The organism is Roseovarius sp. THAF8, from assembly GCF_009363735.1.
GTDB lineage: Bacteria > Pseudomonadota > Alphaproteobacteria > Rhodobacterales > Rhodobacteraceae > Roseovarius.
Map to the genome: position 1 here is coordinate 244,105 of NZ_CP045410.1, position 20,491 is coordinate 264,595.

General features: G+C 65.2%; 22 protein-coding genes and 1 pseudogene. 16 read left to right on the forward strand and 7 right to left on the reverse strand.

The annotated features are described in order from the left end of the window. Nucleotides 1–104: 104 nt before the first annotated feature. The 6 genes from FIU85_RS01220 (at nucleotide 105) to FIU85_RS01245 (ending at nucleotide 5,728) form a co-directional block, all read left to right on the forward strand. Nucleotides 105–1,238, forward strand: coding sequence for an outer membrane protein transport protein (locus FIU85_RS01220; RefSeq protein WP_152495551.1), 1,134 nt, complete (start codon nucleotides 105–107; stop codon nucleotides 1,236–1,238). A 133-nt stretch (nucleotides 1,239–1,371) separates the two neighbouring features. Next, nucleotides 1,372–2,232, forward strand: a complete 861-nt coding sequence (locus tag FIU85_RS01225) for an ATPase (protein ID WP_152495552.1) — start codon at nucleotides 1,372–1,374, stop codon at nucleotides 2,230–2,232. Between the two features lie 39 nt (nucleotides 2,233–2,271). Continuing rightward, nucleotides 2,272–3,207 carry a homoserine O-succinyltransferase gene (gene metA / locus FIU85_RS01230; RefSeq protein WP_152492432.1) on the forward strand — a complete coding sequence of 312 codons (936 nt, stop codon included), beginning with the start codon at nucleotides 2,272–2,274 and terminating at the stop codon, nucleotides 3,205–3,207. A gap of 23 nt (nucleotides 3,208–3,230) precedes the next feature. Beyond that, complete coding sequence (locus FIU85_RS01235; protein ID WP_152492431.1) at nucleotides 3,231–4,205, forward strand: alpha/beta fold hydrolase; 975 nt, start codon at nucleotides 3,231–3,233, stop codon at nucleotides 4,203–4,205. A 46-nt stretch (nucleotides 4,206–4,251) separates the two neighbouring features. Further along, the gene (ppk2, locus tag FIU85_RS01240; RefSeq protein WP_152492430.1) at nucleotides 4,252–5,121 is read left to right on the forward strand and encodes a polyphosphate kinase 2; all 870 of its coding nucleotides are present in this window, start codon (nucleotides 4,252–4,254) and stop codon (nucleotides 5,119–5,121) included. After that, complete coding sequence (locus FIU85_RS01245; RefSeq protein ID WP_152492429.1) at nucleotides 5,114–5,728, forward strand: TetR/AcrR family transcriptional regulator; 615 nt, start codon at nucleotides 5,114–5,116, stop codon at nucleotides 5,726–5,728. The genes ppk2 and FIU85_RS01245 overlap by 8 nt, the downstream gene beginning before the upstream one ends. 27 nt (nucleotides 5,729–5,755) lie before the next feature. Here FIU85_RS01245 and FIU85_RS01250 read toward each other — a convergent pair whose 3' ends face one another. Continuing rightward, nucleotides 5,756–7,756, reverse strand: a complete 2,001-nt coding sequence (locus FIU85_RS01250; RefSeq protein ID WP_172978763.1) for an acyltransferase family protein — start codon at nucleotides 7,754–7,756, stop codon at nucleotides 5,756–5,758. 86 nt (nucleotides 7,757–7,842) lie between these two features. Here FIU85_RS01250 and FIU85_RS01255 point away from each other — a divergent pair. Further along, nucleotides 7,843–7,974 (forward strand): annotated as a pseudogene (locus tag FIU85_RS01255) (TetR/AcrR family transcriptional regulator); the annotation flags it as partial. A 267-nt stretch (nucleotides 7,975–8,241) separates the two neighbouring features. Here FIU85_RS01255 and rpsI read toward each other — a convergent pair. Both rpsI and rplM read right to left on the reverse strand, forming a co-directional pair. Further along, on the reverse strand, nucleotides 8,242–8,739 hold the full coding sequence (gene rpsI, locus FIU85_RS01260) for a 30S ribosomal protein S9 (protein ID WP_057789222.1): 498 nt from the start codon (nucleotides 8,737–8,739) through the stop codon (nucleotides 8,242–8,244). 5 nt (nucleotides 8,740–8,744) lie between these two features. Beyond that, nucleotides 8,745–9,203 carry a 50S ribosomal protein L13 gene (gene rplM / locus FIU85_RS01265; RefSeq protein ID WP_057789221.1) on the reverse strand — a complete coding sequence of 153 codons (459 nt, stop codon included), beginning with the start codon at nucleotides 9,201–9,203 and terminating at the stop codon, nucleotides 8,745–8,747. A gap of 138 nt (nucleotides 9,204–9,341) precedes the next feature. On the opposite strand from rplM, the gene FIU85_RS01270 reads away from it, so the two are divergent. Together FIU85_RS01270 and FIU85_RS01275 are read left to right on the forward strand one after the other, a co-directional pair. Then, a complete protein-coding gene (locus FIU85_RS01270; RefSeq protein WP_152492426.1) occupies nucleotides 9,342–9,665 on the forward strand; it encodes a hypothetical protein in 324 nt (107 codons plus the stop codon). Continuing rightward, nucleotides 9,665–10,723 (forward strand): hypothetical protein, encoded by a 1,059-nt coding sequence (locus FIU85_RS01275; RefSeq protein WP_152495554.1) that lies wholly within the window; start codon nucleotides 9,665–9,667, stop codon nucleotides 10,721–10,723. Before FIU85_RS01270 ends, FIU85_RS01275 begins: the two co-directional genes overlap by 1 nt. A 7-nt stretch (nucleotides 10,724–10,730) precedes the next feature. On the opposite strand, the gene FIU85_RS01280 is transcribed toward FIU85_RS01275, so the two are convergent. Further along, nucleotides 10,731–12,140, reverse strand: a complete 1,410-nt coding sequence (locus FIU85_RS01280; RefSeq protein ID WP_152492424.1) for a PLP-dependent aminotransferase family protein — start codon at nucleotides 12,138–12,140, stop codon at nucleotides 10,731–10,733. A gap of 100 nt (nucleotides 12,141–12,240) precedes the next feature. Between FIU85_RS01280 and FIU85_RS01285 the strand changes: the two genes are divergently transcribed. Continuing rightward, the gene (locus FIU85_RS01285; protein ID WP_152495555.1) at nucleotides 12,241–12,474 is read left to right on the forward strand and encodes a DUF1127 domain-containing protein; all 234 of its coding nucleotides are present in this window, start codon (nucleotides 12,241–12,243) and stop codon (nucleotides 12,472–12,474) included. 54 nt (nucleotides 12,475–12,528) lie between these two features. On the opposite strand, the gene FIU85_RS01290 is transcribed toward FIU85_RS01285, so the two are convergent. Further along, entirely contained in the window at nucleotides 12,529–12,951 is a 423-nt protein-coding gene (locus FIU85_RS01290; RefSeq protein WP_152492422.1) for a PaaI family thioesterase, read from the reverse strand. A gap of 56 nt (nucleotides 12,952–13,007) precedes the next feature. Between FIU85_RS01290 and FIU85_RS01295 the strand changes: the two genes are divergently transcribed. From FIU85_RS01295 to gluQRS, 5 genes are all read left to right on the forward strand, one after another. After that, nucleotides 13,008–13,796, forward strand: a complete 789-nt coding sequence (locus FIU85_RS01295) for an enoyl-CoA hydratase (RefSeq protein ID WP_152495556.1) — start codon at nucleotides 13,008–13,010, stop codon at nucleotides 13,794–13,796. A 464-nt stretch (nucleotides 13,797–14,260) separates the two neighbouring features. After that, complete coding sequence (locus FIU85_RS01300; protein WP_152495557.1) at nucleotides 14,261–15,610, forward strand: cytochrome-c peroxidase; 1,350 nt, start codon at nucleotides 14,261–14,263, stop codon at nucleotides 15,608–15,610. A 39-nt stretch (nucleotides 15,611–15,649) separates the two neighbouring features. Then, nucleotides 15,650–17,014 (forward strand): methylenetetrahydrofolate--tRNA-(uracil(54)-C(5))-methyltransferase (FADH(2)-oxidizing) TrmFO, encoded by a 1,365-nt coding sequence (gene trmFO, locus FIU85_RS01305; RefSeq protein WP_152495558.1) that lies wholly within the window; start codon nucleotides 15,650–15,652, stop codon nucleotides 17,012–17,014. A gap of 12 nt (nucleotides 17,015–17,026) precedes the next feature. Further along, nucleotides 17,027–17,641 (forward strand): class I SAM-dependent methyltransferase, encoded by a 615-nt coding sequence (locus FIU85_RS01310; RefSeq protein WP_152495559.1) that lies wholly within the window; start codon nucleotides 17,027–17,029, stop codon nucleotides 17,639–17,641. Next, complete coding sequence (gluQRS, locus tag FIU85_RS01315; RefSeq protein ID WP_152495560.1) at nucleotides 17,638–18,477, forward strand: tRNA glutamyl-Q(34) synthetase GluQRS; 840 nt, start codon at nucleotides 17,638–17,640, stop codon at nucleotides 18,475–18,477. The genes FIU85_RS01310 and gluQRS overlap by 4 nt, the downstream gene beginning before the upstream one ends. Nucleotides 18,478–18,503: 26 nt before the next feature. On the opposite strand, the gene hisI is transcribed toward gluQRS, so the two are convergent. Next, nucleotides 18,504–18,866, reverse strand: a complete 363-nt coding sequence (hisI, locus tag FIU85_RS01320) for a phosphoribosyl-AMP cyclohydrolase (protein ID WP_152492416.1) — start codon at nucleotides 18,864–18,866, stop codon at nucleotides 18,504–18,506. Nucleotides 18,867–18,933: 67 nt separating this feature from the next. Between hisI and FIU85_RS01325 the strand changes: the two genes are divergently transcribed. Next, nucleotides 18,934–19,380, forward strand: a complete 447-nt coding sequence (locus FIU85_RS01325; protein WP_152495561.1) for an iron-sulfur cluster assembly scaffold protein — start codon at nucleotides 18,934–18,936, stop codon at nucleotides 19,378–19,380. 23 nt (nucleotides 19,381–19,403) lie between these two features. On the opposite strand, the gene FIU85_RS01330 is transcribed toward FIU85_RS01325, so the two are convergent. Then, nucleotides 19,404–20,270, reverse strand: a complete 867-nt coding sequence (locus FIU85_RS01330; RefSeq protein WP_152495562.1) for a cation diffusion facilitator family transporter — start codon at nucleotides 20,268–20,270, stop codon at nucleotides 19,404–19,406. Between the last annotated feature and the right edge of the window lie 221 nt (nucleotides 20,271–20,491).

Sequence of the window (20,491 nt, forward strand, 5' to 3'; positions counted from 1 at the left end):
TTGCATGCCGCACCCCTGCTCCTCGTTTCATGACGTCGCGTAAAAATTGACCGATTTTCACACGTAACAGTAGTGTGAAGTCATGTTCTGGAGGAGAGGAACTCATGAAAAATCTAGCTTTGGCAGCCTGCGCGCTCACCGCAACTGCCTCTGCCGCCTCAGCAGGCGGAATCGAACGCCGCGGTGACCCATCGCAAATCCTGTTCGAAGAGGGCAGGAACTATCTGCAATTCTCGGCGGCGACGGTGCACCCGAATGTTTCGGGCCCGCCGATCGGAACCGCCGCGGCGATCGGGGCAACCCCGACCGGCAACATCCAAAACAGCTATGAAAGCTATGCCCTGGGCTTCAAGCACCAGTTCAATGACCGCCTGGCGCTGGCCTTTGTCATCGACGAGCCGGTGGGCGCATCGGTGAACTATCGGACGGCCCCCTATACCGGCCCGGGCACCGGCGCATTCTTCGGCGCCTCGAACGCCGAAGTGTCTTCGATCGCGTTCACGGCCATGGCCAAGTACGAGGTCGTGGACAACATCAGCGTCTATGGCGGTGTCCGCTATCAGGGTCTGAAAGGCGACATCACGGTCATCTCGCCCGCCACCGGGCCCGCCGGAGGCCCTGGCCCCTACACGCTGAGCGTCGATAACGACTTTCAGCTTGGCTACCTGGTTGGTGCGGCCTACGAACGGCCCGAACTGGCCATGCGCTTTGCGCTGACCTACGAGTCGAAGATCGAGCATTCGTTCCGCGACAACAACGGCACGCCGTTCGACGTGGAAATTCCCCAGGCCGTAACCTTGCACGCCCGCTCGGGGATCGCGCCCGACACGCTGCTGTTCGGGTCGATCAGGTGGCGTGAATGGACGGCCTTCAACGTGCAACCGGCGGATTTCTTTTCCTACTCGCCAGTGCCGGGCACGCCGCCGGTGAACACATCTATTGCCAGCGGCACCAGCGATATCTGGACCTACGAGCTGGGTCTTGGCCGGCGGTTCAGCGAGAACTGGAGCGGTGCGGCGATCATCGGCTATGAAAAGGACAACGGCGACGTCGTCGGCAACCTTTCGGGCACGGACGGCTATGTCAGCTATGGTCTGGCCGTGACCTACGAGACCGAATCGTGGGAGATCACGTCGGGCATCCGGTATATCGACGTCGGCAGCGCCAACAGCTCGGTCACCGGGTTTACCGGCAGCGACGCCATTGCCGTCGGCACCCAGGTCGGCTTCAAGTTCTGACGTCTGTCGTCAAGCAACTTCGGAAAACCCCGCCGCCCCATTCGGCGGGGTTTTTCTTTTGGCCATACCGCTTTGAGGTTTGACGCCCCGCGCGGTGCTGGCTACCAAAGCGGCTCAAAGGAGAGCCGCGACCATGATTTACAAGACCGCGAAGGCATGGCGGGATGCGCCGCACAAACGGGTGCTGTTCTATGGCATGTCGGGGCTGGGCAAGACGCACCTGTCCAACATGCTGCGCGATGCGGGCACGTGGTTTCACTATTCCATAGATTACCGGATCGGCACGCGCTACATGGGCGAGCTGATCGCCGACAACGCCAAGGCCCACGCGATGAAGGTGCCCTTCCTGCGTGATCTGCTGAAGTCCGACTCGATCTACATCGGCTCGAACATCACCTTCGACAACCTGTCGCCGGTCTCCACTTACCTGGGAAAACCCGGCGACCCGGACAAGGGCGGTCTGCCCATCGACGAGTACCGCATCCGGCAGGAGCAGTTTCGTCGGGCCGAAGTGAACGCGCTGATGGACACCGGCCATTTCATCGACCGCGCCGAACGGCTTTACGGCTATCCGCATTTCGTCTGCGATACCGGCGGGTCGATCTGCGAATGGGTGGATGGCGACGACCCGGACGACCCGATCCTGACGGAACTGGCCTCTCACTGTCTTTTGATCGGGCTGAAGGGCAATGAAGCGCACCGGCAGGAGCTGATCCGCCGGTTCGACCGCGCGCCCAAGCCGATGTGTTATCAGCCCGAGTTCCTGGCGGCCGCCTGGGCGGAATACCTGAGCGAAAACAAGGTCGAAGAAGGCGATGTTGAACCCGATCATTTCATCCGCTGGACCTATGCCCGCGCGCTGGCCCACCGCGCGCCGCGCTATGCGGCGATGGAGAAATGGGGCATCACGCTGGATCACGACGAGGTTTCGCAGGTCACAACTGCCGACGGGTTCGAGGCGCTGGTGGCCGCAGCCCTTGAGCGTACGGGATAAACCTCTATCTAGGCCGGACCGCCGCAAACAGGTTATCACATGCCCATAAAGATCCCTTCCAGCCTGCCCGCCTTCGACGTCCTCACCCGCGAGGGCGTCATGGTGATGGACGAGGATCAGGCATCGCGGCAGGATATCCGGCCCTTGCGGATCGGTCTGTTGAACCTGATGCCCAAGAAGATCCAGACCGAGAACCAGTTCGCCCGCCTGATCGGCGCGACGCCGCTGCAGATCGACCTGAGCCTCATCCGCATGTCCGAGCACCGCACCAAGAACACCGCCGCGGATCACATGGAGAGCTTTTATCGCCCCTTCACCGAGATCGAGGCGACGGGCGAGAAATTCGACGGGCTGATCATCACCGGCGCCCCGATCGAGCATCTGGAGTTTTCAGACGTCACCTATTGGGACGAGCTGACCCGCGTCTTCGAGTGGACGACGACCCACGTGCATTCCACCTTCGGCGTCTGCTGGGGCGGGATGGCGATGATCAACCATTTCCACGGGGTCAAGAAGCACCTGCTGGACGCCAAGGCGTTCGGCTGTTTCCGGCACCGCAACATGGCGCCCGCCTCGCCGTTTCTGCGCGGGTTTTCCGACGATTGCGTGATCCCGGTCAGCCGCTGGACCGAGATGCGCCGCGACGAGATCGACGCGGTGGACGGGCTGGAGGTGCTGCTGGACAGTGACGAGGTCGGCCCCTGCCTGGTGCAGGACAGCGCGGCGCGGTCGCTCTATATCTTCAACCACCTGGAATATGACAGCGACACGCTGAAACAGGAATACGACCGCGACATCGACGCGGGCACGCCGATCAACGTGCCGTGCAATTACTATCCCGACGACGACCCGGCCTGCCCGCCTCAGAACCGCTGGCGCAGCCATGCGCACCTGCTCTACGGCAACTGGATCAACGAGATTTACCAGACGACACCCTTTGAAATGGACGCGATCGGGCTAGGTTCGCGCTGGTAACGATCGACGGGGGTGCAGGGCTGATGAAACGCGGGCTGGTCTGGGCGGCGCTTGGCGCCGTGGCGCTGTTGTCAAGTTGTGCGGGGCTGGCCGGCGTCAAGGAACGCACCGCCGAGGAAACCCATCCGCCGCTGGGCCGGTTTGTCGAGGTCGACGGCACCCGCGTGCATGTCTGGGTCGAGGGGTCGGGACCGGACGTGGTGCTGATCCACGGCGCGGGCGGCAACCTGCGGGATTTCACCTTCGACCTGGCGAAACGGCTGACCCCGCGCTACCGCGTCATCGCCTTTGACCGGCCCGGCCTGGGCTATACCGAGCGCCTGCCGGGCTATGGCGGCGTGGGCAGCACCGAGGGCGAAAGCCCGCGCGAACAGGCGGCGCTCCTGCAAAAGGCCGCGCGGCAGATCGGCGTGCGGCGGCCGGTGGTGGTGGGCCACAGTTTCGGCGGCGCCGTGGCGCTGGCCTGGGGTCTGAACGCGCCGCAGGACACGTCCGCGCTGGTGCTGCTGGCAGGTGTATCGAACCCCTGGCCGGGCGAGCTGGGCACCTTCTACAATGTCACCGGCACGGCCCTGGGCGGTGCGGCCGCGGTGCCTCTGATCACCGCGCTGGCCTCGGAGGAGCGGATCGAGCGCAGCATCGAGGGCACGTTCGCCCCGCAACGCGCGCCCAAGGGGTATTCCGAATACCTCGGCCCCGGCCTGACCCTGCGGCGCGAGACGTTGCGGGCCAACGGTCAGCAGGTGCTGGGCCTGCGCCCGCATATCGTGGCGATGTCGCAGCAGTATCGCGACCGGCTGCGGATGCCGGTCGAGATCGTGCATGGCGACGCGGACACCACCGTGCCGCTGGACGTCCACTCGATCCCGCTGTCGAAACAGCTGCGGCGTGGCACCCTCACGGTGCTGGAGGGCGTGGGCCACATGCCGCATCACGTGCGGCCCCAAGCAACGGTCGCGGCAATCGACCGCGCGGCCTCCCGCGCCGGATTGCGTTAAGCTGTTTAACATTCCATAGTCGCCCTAAAATCAAGGGAGTGGCCGCATGGACCTGCCATTTGACGGCGCGATCAGCACCTATTTCAAATCCGAGGCCCCGGAGGAGTTGCGCAACGCCATCCGCCGGGCCGACAAGGGCGATATCCTGTCGCCCGATTACCCGCATTCGGACCGGATGCCGCGCAAGGCGTACGAGCAGGACCTGCACCGCTTGCAGATCGAGCTGGTGAAGCTGCAGGCCTGGGTCAAGGACACCGGCGCGCGTGTTGTCTGCGTCTTCGAGGGGCGGGATGCCGCCGGCAAGGGCGGGACGATCAAGCGCTTTCGCGAGAACCTGAATCCGCGCGGCGCGCGGGTTGTGGCCCTGCCCAAACCCTCCGAGACGGAAGCCACGCAATGGTATTTCCAGCGCTATATCGATCACCTGCCCGCGGGCGGCGAAATGGTCTTCTTCGACCGCTCCTGGTACAATCGCGGCGTGGTGGAAAAGGTCTTCGGCTTTTGCACCGAAGCGCAGCGCGAGCATTTCTTTCACCAGGTCGGCGATTTCGAGAAGATGCTGGCCGACGAGGGTATTCACCTTTTCAAGTTCTGGCTGAACGTGGGGCGTGCCGAGCAGCTGCGCCGGTTCATGAAACGCGAGAGCGATCCGCTGAAGCAGTGGAAGCTGAGCTGGATCGACGTCGAGGGGCTGAAGAAATGGGACGCCTATTCAGAGGCCATTTCCGAGACGCTGGCGCGCTCGCACAGCACCCACGCGCCCTGGACGGTGGTCCGCTCGGACGACAAGCGGCGTGCCCGGGTTGAGGCGATCCGGCATATCCTGCTGAACATAGACTATGGCCGCAAGCTGCCGAAATCGCTGGGAAAACCTGACGCTTCGGTCTGCGGCGGTCCAGAGATATGGGATGCCTAAGCGCGGCTATCACCACGGCAACCTGCGCCAGGCGCTGGTGGACGCGGCGCTGACCCTGATCGAGGAGAAGGGTCCGACGGGCTTTACCCTGTCCGAGGCCGCCAAGCAGGCCGGCGTGACCCCGGCGGCGGTCTATCGCCATTTCGGCGGGCGCGAGGACCTCATCGCCGAGGCGGCGCGGCAAGGCTACGAGATCTTCGCCGACGTGATCGAATACGCCTATGGCACCGGCCAGACGGCGCTGAGCGCGTTTTCGGCCACGGGGCGCGCTTACCTGGCCTTCGCGCGGAAGTATCCCGGGCACTATATTGCGATGTTCGAAAGCGGCATTTCCGTTAATCGCAACGCCGACCTCGCCGCCGTGTCGGGCCGCGCCCGCACCGTGCTGGAACGGGCCGCCGAAGGGCTTTCGGCGCACATCCCGCCCGACAAGCGCCCGCCCACGGCGATGGTCTCGGCCCATGTGTGGGCGCTGTCGCATGGCGTGGTGGAGCTGTTCGCCCGCAACTCGCCCGGCACCCAAAGCCCCTTCCCGCCCGAGGACCTGCTGGAATCCGGCTTCGGCATCTACCTGCGGGGCCTGGGTCTGTTGCCGCCGGACAGCTGACAGGGCTTTTTGCGGCCGCGCCGGGCGCTACATCCGTCCGTCGCCGAACAGGGCCTTGTCCAGCAAGGGGGCTATCGCGCGGGCCGCCGGGGCCGAGATGTGATCCGCGTCCGTGTAAAGAAGCGCGCGGTCGAGCAGCCAGGCATACCGCCCCTCACGCTCGAAGAACGCGTTGACCGAAATCAGGTCCGCGCCCAGGTCTTCCGCGACATCCACCAGGATCGTGCGGGCGCCGCGCATCAGTTCGTCATGCACCCGGGTCTCGATGAAACTGCGCGCGACATCGGCCTCGAACTCGGCCTCCGGCAGATCGCGCAGGATCGCCTGCCCGAGCACGTTGATCGGCAAGACCACCTGCTGCGGCACCTGATCCAGGATCACGACACGAATGCCGGCATCCCTGTAGTGGGAAATCGTCTGTCGCAGGCCGGTCTCGAAGCTGGCGAACCATTCCGCATCGCTTTGCCGGCGGTTGTCGGGATCGGTCGAGATCATGAACCGCCGCGGCTTGCGCGTGAGGTCGCCTTTGACATAAAGGCTCCACCTTGCGGCGAGGAATACCATGTCGACCCCGCGTGCCACGGCGTCTTCCGCAAAGGCCTGAACCTCGTCGTGACACTCTTGCGACGTCCGTCCGCCATTGACGAGATAGACGCCCAGCAAGGGCGGACAGGCGGCGCGGACACCGCGCAGCACGCGAATGTCCCGCATGGCCGCGATTTCGTCGAAGGCGGGCAGGATCGCTCCGGCATGACTGTCGCCCAGCACCGCGATCGTCGGGCTTGGTACGTCGCTGTCGTGCACCACGCAGAGACCGCCGGGGCGCTCGGGCGCGCCGCCGGGGCATGAGGCGCCCTGGTTTACAGGTCGGTTAGGCGTGAAGAGGTCGACATACGCCTGATCTGCCTTGCCATCCAGGCGTTGCGGCACGCCTTTCAACGCGAGAACCGTAAAGCCCACGGCGCCGAAGGCGACGATGCCCCCAAGGCTCGCACCGAAGACGGCCTTGCGCGACGGCAGCCATCCGGCGCGCCGGAACGGGCGTTCGACAAAGGCCCAGGACAGCACCGCCAGCGCGAAGGAGAGCGCGATCAGCCCCCAGATCAGGCCCGGCACCGTCTCGGCCCAGCCGCGGATGCGGGCAAAGGCAAAAATCGGTTGATGCCAAAGGTAAAGCGAATAGCTGATCAGCCCGATGCCGACCAGCGGACGCCACGACAGGACCCGCGCCGTCACTGTCTCGCGCGCGGCAAAGAGGATGACCAGCATCGCCCCGGCAATCGGCACCAGAGTGTAGGCCGAGGGCGACGGATCGTCAGGGCCGAGCCAGAAGACACTGCCCACGATCAGCGCAAGGCCGATTGCCGCCAGCGCCTCGTTCCGCATCTGTGGACGGTTCAGCAAAAGCGCGGCACAGATCGAGCCGGCCAGCAATTCCCACAGGCGGGACGGGGTGAAGAAGAAGTTCTCGGCCGGCAGGTTCCACGCGCCCCAGATGGCCAGCGCGATGGATGCCACGGCGCAAAGCGCGAAGACCGCGACATGCTTGCCGCGCCGAAAGCGGCCCAACGCCCAGAGCAGCGCCGGAAACAGGATATAGAACTGTTCCTCGACCGCGAGGCTCCAGGTGTGCAGCAGCGGACGCAGGTCGGCGGAGACGTCGAAATACCCCGAATGTTCCAGGAAATGGACATTCGAGATGAAGAGAACGGTAAAGGCCAGGCTGCGCGCGAAATCCTCCAGCGGATCAGGCGGGATCCACATCCACGCGAAGGGCACGCAGCAGGCCAGGACAAGGAACAGTGCGGGCAGGATGCGCCGCGCGCGCCGCTCGTAGAACCGCCACAGGCTGTAGGCGCCGGCCTCTCGGTCGGAAATCAGGATCGTGGTGATCAGGTAGCCGGAGATGACGAAAAAGATGTCGACGCCGATATAGCCGCCGCCGAAGACGGTAAAGCCCGCGTGAAAGAGGATGACCGGCAGCACTGCAACCGCCCTGAGACCGTCGATTTCACGCCTGTATTTCACACCTGACTGCCCCGAGAATTTCTTGCCATCCGTGAACCCGATAAAGGGCTGAGTTGCAAGAAAAAAGCGCGGCCTGCGCTGAGTCCGCGCTTTCGCATGGCGTGGTCGCGCTCTTCGCCCGCAACTCGCCCGGCACCCAAAGCCCCTTCCCACCCGAGGATCTGCTGGAGTCCGGCATCGGCATCTACCTGCGCGGCCTGTGCCTCTTGCCGCCGGACCAACAGGAACCGCCCCCCACTCTTCCTCTGGCCAAAAATATCCCGGGGGTTTGGGGGCTGGCCCCCAATTAAACCTGCGTTTGGGGGCTGGCTCCCGATCGCCCTTGCGTCTGGGGCCGGCCCCGTGCGGCGGTCATCCTCCGGCCTGACCCGAGGATCTCTCTGCCGCGGAGATCCCGGATCAGATCCGGGATGACGTGAGTGCCGGCCGGCAAAGAGAAGGGCCGCCCCACCGGACGGCCCTTCCCGAAATCCTGAACCCAAAGCTTAACGCTTAGAGAACTGGAAGCTCTTGCGGGCCTTGGCGCGGCCGTATTTCTTGCGCTCCACCACGCGGCTGTCGCGGGTGAGGAAGCCTGCTGCCTTCAACGCGCCGCGCAGCGACGGGTCGTAAAGCTGCAGCGCCTTGGAGATGCCGTGCTTGACCGCACCGGCCTGGCCTGACAGACCGCCGCCCTTGACGGTAGCCTGCACGTCGAACTGGTCCTCGACACCGGCCACCGTGAACGGCTGGCGCAGGATCATCTGCAGCACCGGGCGCGCGAAGTACTTGTTCATTTCCTTGCCGTTGACCGAGACCTTGCCCGAGCCGGGCTTGATCCAGACGCGGGCGACCGCGTCCTTGCGCTTGCCGGTGGCGTAGGAGCGGCCCAGGTCGTCCCGGACAGGCTCGCGCGGCGCTTCCTCGGGCGTGCCCTGGACACCGCCGATATCATCGGTGACGGCTGCTTCGAGACCGTCGAGTGTTTTGATTTCGTCAGCCATGTCTCTTACACCCGCGTGTTTTTCTTGTTCATGGATTTCACATCCAGCACTTCGGGGCTTTGCGCCTCGTGCGGATGCTCGGTGCCGGCGTAGACGCGCAGATTGGTCATCTGGCGGCGCGCAAGGCGGTTCGACGGCAGCATCCGCTTGACGGCCTGCATGACGACACGCTCGGGGTGCGCGCCTTCCAGGATCTCGGCGGTGGTGCGCGACTTGATGCCGCCCGGGTGACCGGTGTGCCAGTAGTTGGGTTTCTCGCGCTTCTTGCCGGTCAGCTGCACCTTGTCGGCATTGATGACGATGACGTTGTCACCCATGTCCTGGCTCGGTGTGAAGCTGGGCTTGTGCTTGCCACGCAGGCGCGTTGCGACGATCGACGCAAGGCGGCCCAGAACGATGCCGTCGGCGTCGATCACGATCCACTTCTTGTCGATATCTGCCGGTGTTGCAGAAAAGGTTTTCATGGTCTTGTCCCCAAAGGTCAGAGGGTCATAATTCGGATTGCGGGGTTATATAGGCTCCGTTGCACAGTTCAAGCGGGAAATGCGCGTTATTTTGAAGCTAAAACATATACTTACGATTTAGGTATTATTTTACCCCACATGGAAAGCCTGATTCACAACCCCGGCCCGCCGCTTGCCGCGCTGCTGCTTCTGGCGCTGTCCACGGCGCTTGGCATGGCGCAGGTGGCCAAGATCATCAAGGTCTACGAAGCCAAGCACGAGCTGAAGCACGGATCGGCTGGATTCATCCGCGGCATCGCGGGCTGGTCGCTGGTGGCGTTCTGGGCCATGGCAGTGTGGTTCGTGGCCACGGTGATCGGCGACTGGTGGGCGACCGAAGACCTGGCCGGCGCCATGGACCGCGCCTGGCTGCGGCTGCGCATCCTCCTGGAGATCGCGGCGGCGCTCGCGGATAGCGACTGATGGCGGGCCCGGTTCCCGGCGCGCAGGCGATCCAGACCGCGCTGCAATGCCCCAGCTGCGCCGGCCAGTGCCGCTACAGCGCCGAGGCCAAGGGCCTGCGCTGCGACAGTTGCGGGGACGTGCGGTCGCTCGACACGCCCGACGACCACCTGGCGCGGACCGAATTCGGCTATGACCCGGACGTGCCCGCAGAAGAGCCGAAAAGCCGCCCCGACCTGATGGAGCACGGCTGCCAAACATGCGGTGGGCACGTGATCTTCACCGGCCCTGCCCTGTCCGAGCGCTGCCCCTATTGCGACGGGCCGGTGGTGCTGGCCCAACCCGACATGGGGTTCGACACCATGGCGCTGATCCCTTTCCGGGTGACGCTGGAACGCGCGAAGGCCAATGCCCGCGACTGGGTCCGCGCCCGGATCGCCGCGCCCTCGGACCTGTGGGCACAGGTCGAAGACGGGCATTTCAGCGGGCTTTACGCCCCGTTCTGGACCTTCGACAGCAAGGAGGCGCTGCGTTACTGGGCCAAGTATACCACCGGGTCGGGCGACAACCGGCGCACTCATTCCATCGACGGGGCGATGACGATCGACTTCGACGATCTGCTGGTCCCGGCCTCGACGCATGTCACGCCTCTGATCCGGGACGGCATCCTGCACGAGTTCTACCCCGACCGCCTGCGCCTCTATCGCGCCGGTTACCTGGCCGGGTTCGCGGCCGAGCGGCACCACCAGACCGTGGCCGAGGGGCTGGAGGCGAACAAGTCGGACAAACGCCTGCTGATCCGCAACCGGATCAAGGCGCATATCAACAAGCGCGGGGTGCATGACATCCGCTATCGCACCGACACGACTGGCATCCATTACCGGCGCATCCTGCTGCCGGTGTGGATCCTGCACTATGTCTATGACGGCAAGGCGCAGAAGGTCGTGGTGTCGGGGATCGACGGGCGCACGTTTGGGGAGCGGCCCCTGTCGAAGCTGAAGCTGATGGGCTATGCCGCCGCCCTCAGCGCCCTGGTGATCGGGGTCGGCCTCGCCTGGGGCGCGGGCGGTCTGCTCTAGGTCCTGCTCAGACCCCGATGCCTTCGGGCGGGTTGTCCAGAAGGCGGCGCAGGCGCTGCATCGCGGCCTCGAAACTGGCCAGGCTCACGCCGGCATTGACCGCCATGCGCACCGCGTGGGGCGAGGCCGCGTCGCGGCTGGCGAAATCCTCGGCCGAGCGCACCTGCACGCCCTGCTCTGCCGCGGCCTGGCAAAAGGCGGAGGTGCGCCAGCCCGGCGGCAGGGTCAGCCACAGGAACGGCACGTCGCGGCGCCATTTCACGTCATACCCGCCCAGCACGTTCAGCGCGGCCTGGATATAGTCGCCCGACTGGCTGCGCACCGCTTCCATGAGGTCGTCGAGCCGGTCATGCGTCAGAAGCGCCGCCACGAGGTCCGCGATCGGCGTTGCCAGCCCGAAGAACGACGACTCCGCCGCGCGGCGCAGCGCCACGGACTGCTCCCTGGGCGCCAGCGCGAAGCCCACGCGCAACGCGGGCGTCAGGGATTTCGACAAGGACGCCACGTACCAGCCGCGTTCGGGCGCCAGCATCCGGTAGGCCGGGGCCTGGGACGGGCCGATGCGATAGCAGTCGTCTTCCAGGATCTGCAGGTCGCAGCGGCGGGCGACCTCGACGATCTCGTCGCGGCGCGCGGCGGGGGTGAAGACGCAGGTGGGATTGTGCACCTCGGCCGAGGTCATGATCATCTGCGCCTGGTGGCCTTTCGCCGCCGCCTCCAGCGCGTCGGGGCGCAGGCCGTGGGCATCCATCGCCACCGGGATCACCTCGGCCCGCATCAGGTCGGCGGCGCGGCGGAATCCGGGATAGCACAGTTCCTCGACCAGCACCGTGGGGCGACGCCCGCACAGGACCGTCTGCATGATCAGCGTGATCGCGTTCTGGCCGCCATGGGTCAGCACCACGTCCTCCTGGGTGAAGCGCCCCAGCGGTGCCCGGCTGAGGTACAGCGCCGCGGCGGCGCGGGCCGGTTGCATGTTGCGGCGGCTGGGATAGTGCATGACGCCCGAGGGTGGATCCTCTGCGATTTGTGCCAGAAGCTGACGGATCAGCCCCGCCTGCCCCACGCTGGGCAGATGCGGAGAGATCATGTTGACCGCATAGACGTCGTCCTCGGAATTGTGCTCGACGGTGTCGGCCTCGATCGGGAACAGGTCCTGGGGGACGGGTTTGGGGCTGGCCACGAAGGTGCCGCGCCCGACCTCGGCCACCAGCGTGCCATCGTCCGTCAGCCCCGAATAGGCCCGCGCCACGGTGCCCGGCGTCATGCCCAGCCGCCAGGCAAGGTCACGCACCGGCGGCAGCTTGTCGCCGGGCGCGAGCGCCTGATCGGTGATACCGGTGCGGATGGCCTGCATCAGCGCCTTGTACTTGGGCGCGGCGGTATCGGTCAGCTGTGGCTGCCAATTTGTACCCATGACAATATTTCCGTGGATTCGAACAATTGCGCAATGTATCCCTTAATTGTGGCAATCACACAATATTGTGTCAATACAATTTATCAGGAAAGGACACGCCATGACCAGTTTCACCCGCATCGACTGCACGGCGCTCGAGGGGCTTTCGGCCCGCACCACCCTGCCCGCCCTGTCGCTGATCGCGGTACAGCTGGCCTGGGCCTATGTCCTGTGGACGCAACGCCGCAAGACACGGGTGCACCTGTCGCGGCTGGACGATCACATGCTGCGCGACATCGGCCTCAGCCCGCGCGAGGCCGACATCGAAATGCGCAAACCTTTTTGGAGGCCGTAATCGTCCCCGATACGGATCTCTTCCACCTGGGCCGGGATTTTCCCGGCCCTTTTTTCATGCCTTGGGCGGAATGGAATAGGTCAGGCTGGCCCGCGCCACGGGCTGTTCGAACCCGTCCGAGAAGATCAGCACGTCCCCCACGGCCAGCACGCGGCCCAGTTTCAGCAGCCGGCAGTCGGCAATAAGGTCGGTGTTGGCGGCGGGCTTGCGCATGAAGTCGATGGAACAGCTGGTGGTGACCGCCAGCGCCTCGCGCCCCGTCATGCTGAGCACCGCCATGTAGACGGCCACGTCCGCCAGCGCAAAGATCGACGGCCCCGACACCGTGCCGCCGGGGCGCAGGTGACGGTCGTCGACGTTCAGGCGCACGCGCAGCGCCATCTCTTCCAGGCTGTCGATGGTGAAATCGCCCTTCACCTGCGGAAAGACCTCGTCGATATAGGCCATCAGGTCGGTTGCATTCAGTTTCAGGGCCATGCTTTCCTCCGTGCGCGTGCCGGCGTAAGAAGGCACAAGCCCCGAGGAGGATCAAGATGACAATCCTGGAACGCCAAGATGACGGCGCCATCGCCCGTCTGACGATGAACCTGCCCGAGAAACTGAACGCGCTGAGTGACGGGATGCTGGAGGCGCTACAGACCGCGCTGGATGACATCGCGGCGGACAGTTCGATCCGCGTGGTCACGCTGGCCGGGGAAGGCAAGGCGTTCTGCGCGGGCCACGACCTCAAGGAAATGACCCAAGGTCGCCAGGCCGAGGATGGCGGCAAGGCGTATTTCACCGATCTCTTCGCACGCTGCAGCAAACTGATGCGCACGATCCGCGATCTGCCCCAGCCCGTGATCGCCCTGCCCCACGGCATCGCCACCGCGGCGGGCTGTCAGTTGGTGGCGACCTGCGACCTGGCGGTGGCGGCCACGGGCACGCGGTTTGGCGTGAACGGGGTGAATATCGGGCTTTTCTGTTCCACGCCGATGGTGGCACTCAGCCGCAACATCCCGCGCAAGCAGGCGTTCGAAATGCTGACCACCGGCGAGTTCATCGAGACCGACCGCGCGATCGAGCTGGGCCTGGTCAACCGCGCGGTGCCGTATGACGCGCTGCAAGCCGCCGGTGACGATCTGGCCCATACCATCGCCGCCAAGCTGGGTGCGGCGGTGAAGATCGGCAAACAGGCGTTTTACAAGCAACTGGAAATGGGTCTCGACGATGCCTATGCCTTCACAGGCGACGTCATGGTCGAGAACATGATGTGGCGCGACACCGAGGAAGGCATCAGCGCTTTCATCGAAAAGCGGCCGCCCGAGTGGAGCCAGGATTGAGGCGAAAAACGCACGTATTAAGTGTATCTTGCGCCAGATACTCCTCCCCAGGGTGGGATTTCGGGCGCCAGATCGCTGCTGTTGAACGCCGTGTGATGACAAGATCGCGGAATTCCTGCCCTTAGAACAATACATTAACCGATTGTTAACGAATCGCGTCCTCACTGTTCCGCTTTCGGCGGTTTATTGCCGCCTCATTTCAGTCATTATCTATCCGAGGTTGGCACGACGCAAAGTAGGATCACCCGGTCCGTTTTTCAGCATCTCATTTTACATACGTCGCGCCAACCTCACGATCAGCCAGCAAACACTGATCTCTTGCCGGGGCGCCGCGGCGCTCGGCAATGTTTCCAAAGCCGTGCCACAGTTTTTCCGCATTTGCCGTTTTGTCGCCACATTCCATCCGCTAGACCGTATGGTGGGGGCATCGTGTGGGATTTGCACGACGCTATGGTTACGGCGCTATGACATCTCGGGTGGCGGTCTTCGGCATCTGGTCCCTCCTGGCCAGCCTCTCTCTGGCCATTCCATCGGAGGCCACGGACCTGCCCGACCCGGCAAACCGCGCGTCGTTTCCCACACCGGGGGCCACGTCGGTTCTGCTGGGCCGTGATCTGTTTTTCGATCCGATCCTGTCGGGCAATCGCAACATCGCCTGCGCCACATGCCACCATCCCGAAATGGCCGGCGGCGACGGCGTGTCGCTGTCGCTTGGCGAAGGTGGCCGCGGGCTTGGCCCGGCGCGAACGCGCGCCGCCGATAACCCGCCCAAGCGCCTGGCGCGCAATGCACCACCGCTTTTCAACTTGGGTGCCGCCGAGTTCACCGCCTTTACCCATGACGGCCGTGTCAGCGCCAGCAAGACCGAGCGCTACGGCATCAGCCTCCCCGAGGAGCTTCTGCTGGAGCGCCCGGTCAGCCTGTTGGCCGCGCAGGCATTGCTGCCCCTTGTCGCGATGGACCAGATGGCCGGCCACCCCGGCGAGAACATCATTGCCGACGCCGTGGCGCAGGGCCGGATGGCAGGCTATGACGGTGCCTGGCAGAAGATCGCAGAGCGGGTCTGGGACATCCCCGAGTATCGCCGCCGCTTCGCGTGGCTGATCGGCCCTGACGAGCCTTTGCACATTACCCATATCACCGCCGCGCTGGCCGATTTCGTGGCCTACGAATTTCGCGCCACGGACAGCCCGTTCGATGCCTTCCTGTCGGGCCGGGACGAGGCGCTGAGCAACGACCAATTGCGCGGCATGGCGCTGTTCTATGGCAAGGCGGGGTGTGGCGGCTGCCATTCCGGCACGTTCCAGACCGACCACGGTTTTCATGCCATCGGCCTGCCCCAGATCGGGCCGGGCAAGGGGCACGGGGCCAACGGCAATTCCGATATCGGCCTCGGGGCGATCACCGGCGATCCCGGCGATGCCTACAAGTTCCGCACGCCGTCCTTGCGCAACGTGGCGCTGACCGCGCCTTATGGCCATAACGGCGCCTATCGCGACCTTGGCGCCATGATCCGCCATCATGCCGATCCCGGCGCGGGACTGGCGCAATACCCCGGCCTCCAGGCGGCGTTTCTGCCCGACATCGGCACCGACGAGACCGGGCTGGACGCCGCGATGCAGGACGAGGCCGAGGTACTGAACATCTACGCCGCCGCCACCCTGCCCCGGATCCCCCTGACGGACAGGGACATCACCATGTTGGTCACCTTTCTCGACGCGCTGACCGACCCGGTGTCGCGCACGGGCCGCCTTGGCGTGCCGGACGCCGTGCCTTCGGGCCTGCCGGTGGCCGGGCTGCCGGGCGACAGCTGACCCTTTCCAAATGACCCGCGACCCCTTAAATGCGGGGCCATGACAGAGACACTTCATATCGTCGGCGGCGGCATGGCCGGGTCCGAGGCCGCGTGGCAGGCCGCCAACATGGGCGTGCGCGTGGTCATCCACGAGATGCGCCCCAAGGTCGGAACCTTCGCGCACCAGACCGGCGACCTGGCCGAGATGGTCTGCTCCAACTCCTTCCGCTCGGACGATGACGAGCAGAACGCCGTCGGCCTCTTGCACTGGGAGATGCGGGCCGCGGGTGGCCTGATCATGGAAATGGCCGAGACCCACCGCCTGCCCGCCGGCGGCGCGCTGGCCGTGGACCGCGAGGCGTTTTCCCAAGGTGTCACCGCCCGGCTGCGCGCGCATCCCAACGTCACCATCGAAGAAGGCGAGATCACCGCCCTGCCCGACGATGGACGCTGGATCTTCGCCACCGGCCCGCTGACCTCGCAAGGGCTGGGCGCGGCCATCGCCGCCGAGACGGGCACCGACCGGCTGGCCTTTTTCGACGCCATCGCGCCGATTGTTTACCATGACACGATCGACATGAGCCAGGCGTGGATGCAGTCGCGCTATGACAAGGGCGAGACCGAGGAAGAGCGCACCGCCTACCTCAACTGCCCGATGACGCGTGACCAGTACGAGGCGTTCATCGACGCCCTGCTGGCCGCCGACAAGACCGAGTTCCACGAGGGCGAGACGGCGACCTATTTCGATGGCTGTCTGCCCATCGAGGTGATGGCCGAACGCGGCCGCGAGACGCTGCGGCACGGGCCGATGAAACCGGTGGGCCTCACGAATCCGCATCAGCCGGACGTGAAGCCCTGGGCCGTGGTCCAGCTGCGCCGGGACAACGCGCTCGGCACGCTCTACAACATCGTTGGCTTCCAGACCAAGATGAAGTACGGCGCGCAAACGGATGTTTTCAAAATGATTCCCGGGCTGGAGAATGCCAGTTTCGCGCGTCTTGGCGGCATCCACCGCAACACGTTCCTGAATTCCCCCACGCTGCTGGACAACCAGATGCGCCTTCGCGCCAAGCCGCATATCCGCTTCGCCGGTCAGATCACCGGTGTCGAAGGCTATGTCGAATCCGCCGCCATGGGCCTTCTGGCCGGACGGCTGGCCGCCGGAGAGATCCTGGGCCGCTCCCTGCCCGCGCCGCCGCAGGACACGGCCATGGGCGCGCTGATCCACCACATCACCGGCGGGGCCGAGGCCAAGACATTCCAGCCGATGAACGTCAATTTCGGCCTCTTCCGCCCCGTCGACGGGCTCAAGGGCGGGCGCCGGGGCCGGCGCGACCGCTACAAGGCCTATACCGACCGGGCCAAGGCGGCCTGGACCGGCTGGCTGGGTGAAACACAGGTGGACGCCGCCGAAACCGTGTGATTTTCTGCGCTCATGCAGGACAGCTTTTTCGACAAGGCCTATGCCATGGCCGATCCCGACGAAACCCGTGCGCTCTATGACGCGTGGGCGGCCAGTTACGACGCCGAGATCGCCGCGAACGGCTATGCCACGCCGGGCCGCGTGGCCGACGCGATGTTCCGTTTCGCCAAGTCGCACGAGGCGCCGCTGCTGGATTACGGCTGCGGCACGGGCCTGTCCGGGCTGGCGCTGAAACTGGCCGGGTTTACCACGCTCGACGGCATGGACCCCAGCCACGAGATGCTGGATGGCGCACGGCGCAAGGCCGTCTACCGCAGCCTGACACCCATCGACCTGTCGGATCCCGCCCCGATCCCGTCGGGGGCCTACCAGGCCATCACCTGCATCGGCGTGATCGGCACCGGCGCGGCCCCGGCCTCGACGCTCGACCTGGTGATGCGCGCGCTGCCAAAGGACGGCCTTCTGGGCTTCAGCCTGAATGACCACGCGCTGGCAGACCCGCAATACGAAGGCGCGCTGAACGGCTGGCTCGATTGCGGCGCGGCGCGGCTGCTGTTTCGCGAGCACGGGCCGCACCTGCCCGGACAAAACATCAAGTCAACCGTTTATATCATTGAAAAAGCGTGACTTTCAGAACCAGATTTGCCCCGTCCCCCACCGGCCCGCTGCACTTGGGTCATGCCTTCTCGGCGATCCTGGGGCATGACATGGCCCGGGCGCGTGACGGCGCGTTCCTCTTGCGTATGGAAGACACCGACCTGCAACGCAGCAAGCCGGAATGGGATGCGCAGATCCTCGACGACCTGACATGGCTGGGCCTGACCTGGGACGGACCCGTGCTGCGGCAGTCCGAGCACCTGACCGGCTATGACCCCGCCCTGCACCGGCTCGACGCGATGGGCCTGCTCTATCCCTGCTCGTGTTCCCGCAGCCAGATCCAGGCCGCGCTCGCCGCGCCGCAGGAAGGCGTCACCCACGAGGTCTATCCCGGCACCTGCAAGCACCGCAGCATGGACAGTCGCCAGCCCGGCGACGCGCTGCGCCTGCATCTCGACCGGGCGCTCGATCACTTCGGCGGTTTCTATCCCGACTTCGAGGAAACCGGCCCGTTGCATACCGGCACGCATCGGATCGATCCTGACCAGGCCCTGGCCGAAATCGGCGACGTGGTCCTCAGCCGCAAGGGCGAGGACATCGTCGCCTATTTCCTCGCCTCCGCGCTGGACGATATCGGCCAAAATATCACCGACGTGGTGCGCGGCGAGGACCTGTTCGGCTTCGTGCCGATCCAGGTCATCCTGCTGAGCCTTCTGGGCCACGCGATCCCGCGCTATCACCACCACCGCCTGATCCGCGACGAGGACGGCAAGCGCCTGGCCAAGCGCGACGACGCGCGCAGCATCGCCACCTACCGCCAGGCCGGCAAGACGCCTGCCGATATCCGCGCGATGGTTGGGCTATAACCCGCGCTTTTTCTTGCCAAAAATACTCACGGCGCGACGGGCGCCATAAGCTCGACCTCGAGCCCGTCCTGCACACCCGTATAAAAACAGCTGCGCCGGTTGGTGTGGCAGGCCGGCCCGGTCTGGTCGACCAACACCAGCAGGCAGTCGCGGTCGCAATCCACCCGGAACTCCACCAGCTTCTGCACGTGACCCGAGCTTTCGCCCTTGACCCAGAACGCCTGCCGTGACCGGCTCCAATAGGTCACCCGGCCCGTCTCCAGCGTTCGGGCCACGGCCTCGGCGTTCATCCACGCCATCATCAGCACCTCGCCGCTGGCTGCATCCTGCGCAATGGCCGGGATCAGGCCCTGGTCGTTGAAGCGCAAGCTGGAAACATCGAATTCCATGTCAGAAAACCTTTTGCCTTGCCGGTGTCAGCCCTTATCTATGGGGTCAACGACGAAAGGGAAAGCCATGAGCGGCGAAACCGACCTGATCAAGCTCTACTCCGCGCGGATCCTCGAACTGGCCGCAGACATCCCGCATCACGGCCGGCTCGACGCGCCGGACGCGACGGTCAAGCGCCGGGCGCCTCTCTGTGGCTCGACCGTAACGGTGGACCTGAAGACCGATGGCGACCGCATCACCGACTATGCCGCCGAGGTCAAGGCCTGTGCGCTGGGGCAAGCGGCAGCGAGCGTCGTGGGCGGCGCGATCATCGGCTGCTCCTATGACCAGGTGGTCGAGGCGCGCGACGCGCTGAAAGCGATGCTGAAATCCGACGGCCCGACGCCTCCGGCGCCCTTTGACGGGCTGGAAGTGCTGCGCCCGGCGCAGGATTACAAGAACCGCCACGCCTCGATCCTGCTGACGCTGGAAGCCGCGACCGAAGCGATGGAAGAGGCCCGAGCTACGGCCTGAGAGTCATCGTCCGAAGCCGCTTTTTAGCGCACCACTTCGATCGTCGCGTGATCTACGCCGTAGTCTTCGCGCAGCCTGTCACGCACCGCCTGCTTGACCGTCTCGGCATCGTGCCCGTCGCTCACCGACAGGTCCAGCGTCGCCATGGGGCGCTCCTGCGTGACCTGCCAGGCATGAACGTGGCTGACCTCGGCCACGCCCGGCACATCCCTGGTCAGAGCCTCGGCCACCTCGCGCCGGTCGAACCCGCCGGGCGCGCCCTCGAGCAGGATGTGCCCGCTTTCACGCACCACTTTCAGCGCCGAGCGCAGGATGATCACTGCCACCAGCACCGACAGGATCGGGTCTATGGGCATCCAGCCCGTCCACAGAATGACCAGCGAGGCCACGATGGCCGCGATGGACCCCAGCAGGTCTCCGGCCACGTGCAGCGCCGCGGCGCGGATATTGAGGTTGTCGCTGTCCTCGCGCGTCAGCACCCAGAAACTGGCGATATTCACCACGAGCCCCGCCAGCGCCACCCATAGCATCAGCCCGCCCAGCACCTCGACCGGCTGGGCCAGCCGCCGCAGCGCCTCGATCACGATCCAGATCGCGATGGCGAAGAGCGTCAGGCCGTTGACGAAGGCGGCCAGCACCGAGAACCGGTCATAGCCGTATGTCCGCTTCCAGTCCGCCGGCCGCCGGGCGATGCGAAAGGCGAACCAGGCCAGCATCAGCGAGGCGAAATCGGTCAGCATGTGCCCCGCATCGGCCAGGAGCGCCAGCGAGCCCGACAGGAGGCCGCCCACCAGTTCCGCCAGCATGAAGCCGCCCGTCAGGGCTGCCGCGATGGCGATGGTGCGTTCCTTTTTCGGAACGTGGCTGTGCCCGTGGGCGTGGTCGTGCATTGCGGTCTCCTTGTGCGCGCAACCTGTCACGAGGCGCACGCGCCCGCAATCCGGGCGCCGAGATTCTTCGTACGAAGAATCTCTGGCCGCGCACCAAAAAAAACCGCCGCACGCTGGAACAGCGGCGGCGGCAGGAATGCGTGATCCGCTTCGGCGCGTCGTGTCGGGGGAAGAGGCAACAACCCCGGACGATGGGACAGTATCGGGCCGCGTCAAAGGGG

What these genes read in the sequence shown, in the direction of transcription:
- rpsI (WP_057789222.1), bottom strand. Translation starts at nt 8,739, where the DNA reads ATGGCTGACGAAATCAAAACACTCGACGGTCTCGAAGCAGCCGTCACC.
- FIU85_RS01245 (WP_152492429.1), top strand. Translation starts at nt 5,114, where the DNA reads ATGCCTAAGCGCGGCTATCACCACGGCAACCTGCGCCAGGCGCTGGTG.
- metA (WP_152492432.1), top strand. Translation starts at nt 2,272, where the DNA reads ATGCCCATAAAGATCCCTTCCAGCCTGCCCGCCTTCGACGTCCTCACC.
- FIU85_RS01330 (WP_152495562.1), bottom strand. Translation starts at nt 20,270, where the DNA reads ATGCACGACCACGCCCACGGGCACAGCCACGTTCCGAAAAAGGAACGC.
- FIU85_RS01295 (WP_152495556.1), top strand. Translation starts at nt 13,008, where the DNA reads ATGACAATCCTGGAACGCCAAGATGACGGCGCCATCGCCCGTCTGACG.
- FIU85_RS01280 (WP_152492424.1), bottom strand. Translation starts at nt 12,140, where the DNA reads ATGGGTACAAATTGGCAGCCACAGCTGACCGATACCGCCGCGCCCAAG.
- rplM (WP_057789221.1), bottom strand. Translation starts at nt 9,203, where the DNA reads ATGAAAACCTTTTCTGCAACACCGGCAGATATCGACAAGAAGTGGATC.
- FIU85_RS01290 (WP_152492422.1), bottom strand. Translation starts at nt 12,951, where the DNA reads ATGGCCCTGAAACTGAATGCAACCGACCTGATGGCCTATATCGACGAG.
- FIU85_RS01220 (WP_152495551.1), top strand. Translation starts at nt 105, where the DNA reads ATGAAAAATCTAGCTTTGGCAGCCTGCGCGCTCACCGCAACTGCCTCT.
- hisI (WP_152492416.1), bottom strand. Translation starts at nt 18,866, where the DNA reads ATGGAATTCGATGTTTCCAGCTTGCGCTTCAACGACCAGGGCCTGATC.
- FIU85_RS01270 (WP_152492426.1), top strand. Translation starts at nt 9,342, where the DNA reads ATGGAAAGCCTGATTCACAACCCCGGCCCGCCGCTTGCCGCGCTGCTG.
- FIU85_RS01310 (WP_152495559.1), top strand. Translation starts at nt 17,027, where the DNA reads ATGCAGGACAGCTTTTTCGACAAGGCCTATGCCATGGCCGATCCCGAC.
- FIU85_RS01275 (WP_152495554.1), top strand. Translation starts at nt 9,665, where the DNA reads ATGGCGGGCCCGGTTCCCGGCGCGCAGGCGATCCAGACCGCGCTGCAA.
- FIU85_RS01235 (WP_152492431.1), top strand. Translation starts at nt 3,231, where the DNA reads ATGAAACGCGGGCTGGTCTGGGCGGCGCTTGGCGCCGTGGCGCTGTTG.
- FIU85_RS01300 (WP_152495557.1), top strand. Translation starts at nt 14,261, where the DNA reads ATGACATCTCGGGTGGCGGTCTTCGGCATCTGGTCCCTCCTGGCCAGC.
- FIU85_RS01325 (WP_152495561.1), top strand. Translation starts at nt 18,934, where the DNA reads ATGAGCGGCGAAACCGACCTGATCAAGCTCTACTCCGCGCGGATCCTC.
- trmFO (WP_152495558.1), top strand. Translation starts at nt 15,650, where the DNA reads ATGACAGAGACACTTCATATCGTCGGCGGCGGCATGGCCGGGTCCGAG.
- FIU85_RS01285 (WP_152495555.1), top strand. Translation starts at nt 12,241, where the DNA reads ATGACCAGTTTCACCCGCATCGACTGCACGGCGCTCGAGGGGCTTTCG.
- FIU85_RS01225 (WP_152495552.1), top strand. Translation starts at nt 1,372, where the DNA reads ATGATTTACAAGACCGCGAAGGCATGGCGGGATGCGCCGCACAAACGG.
- ppk2 (WP_152492430.1), top strand. Translation starts at nt 4,252, where the DNA reads ATGGACCTGCCATTTGACGGCGCGATCAGCACCTATTTCAAATCCGAG.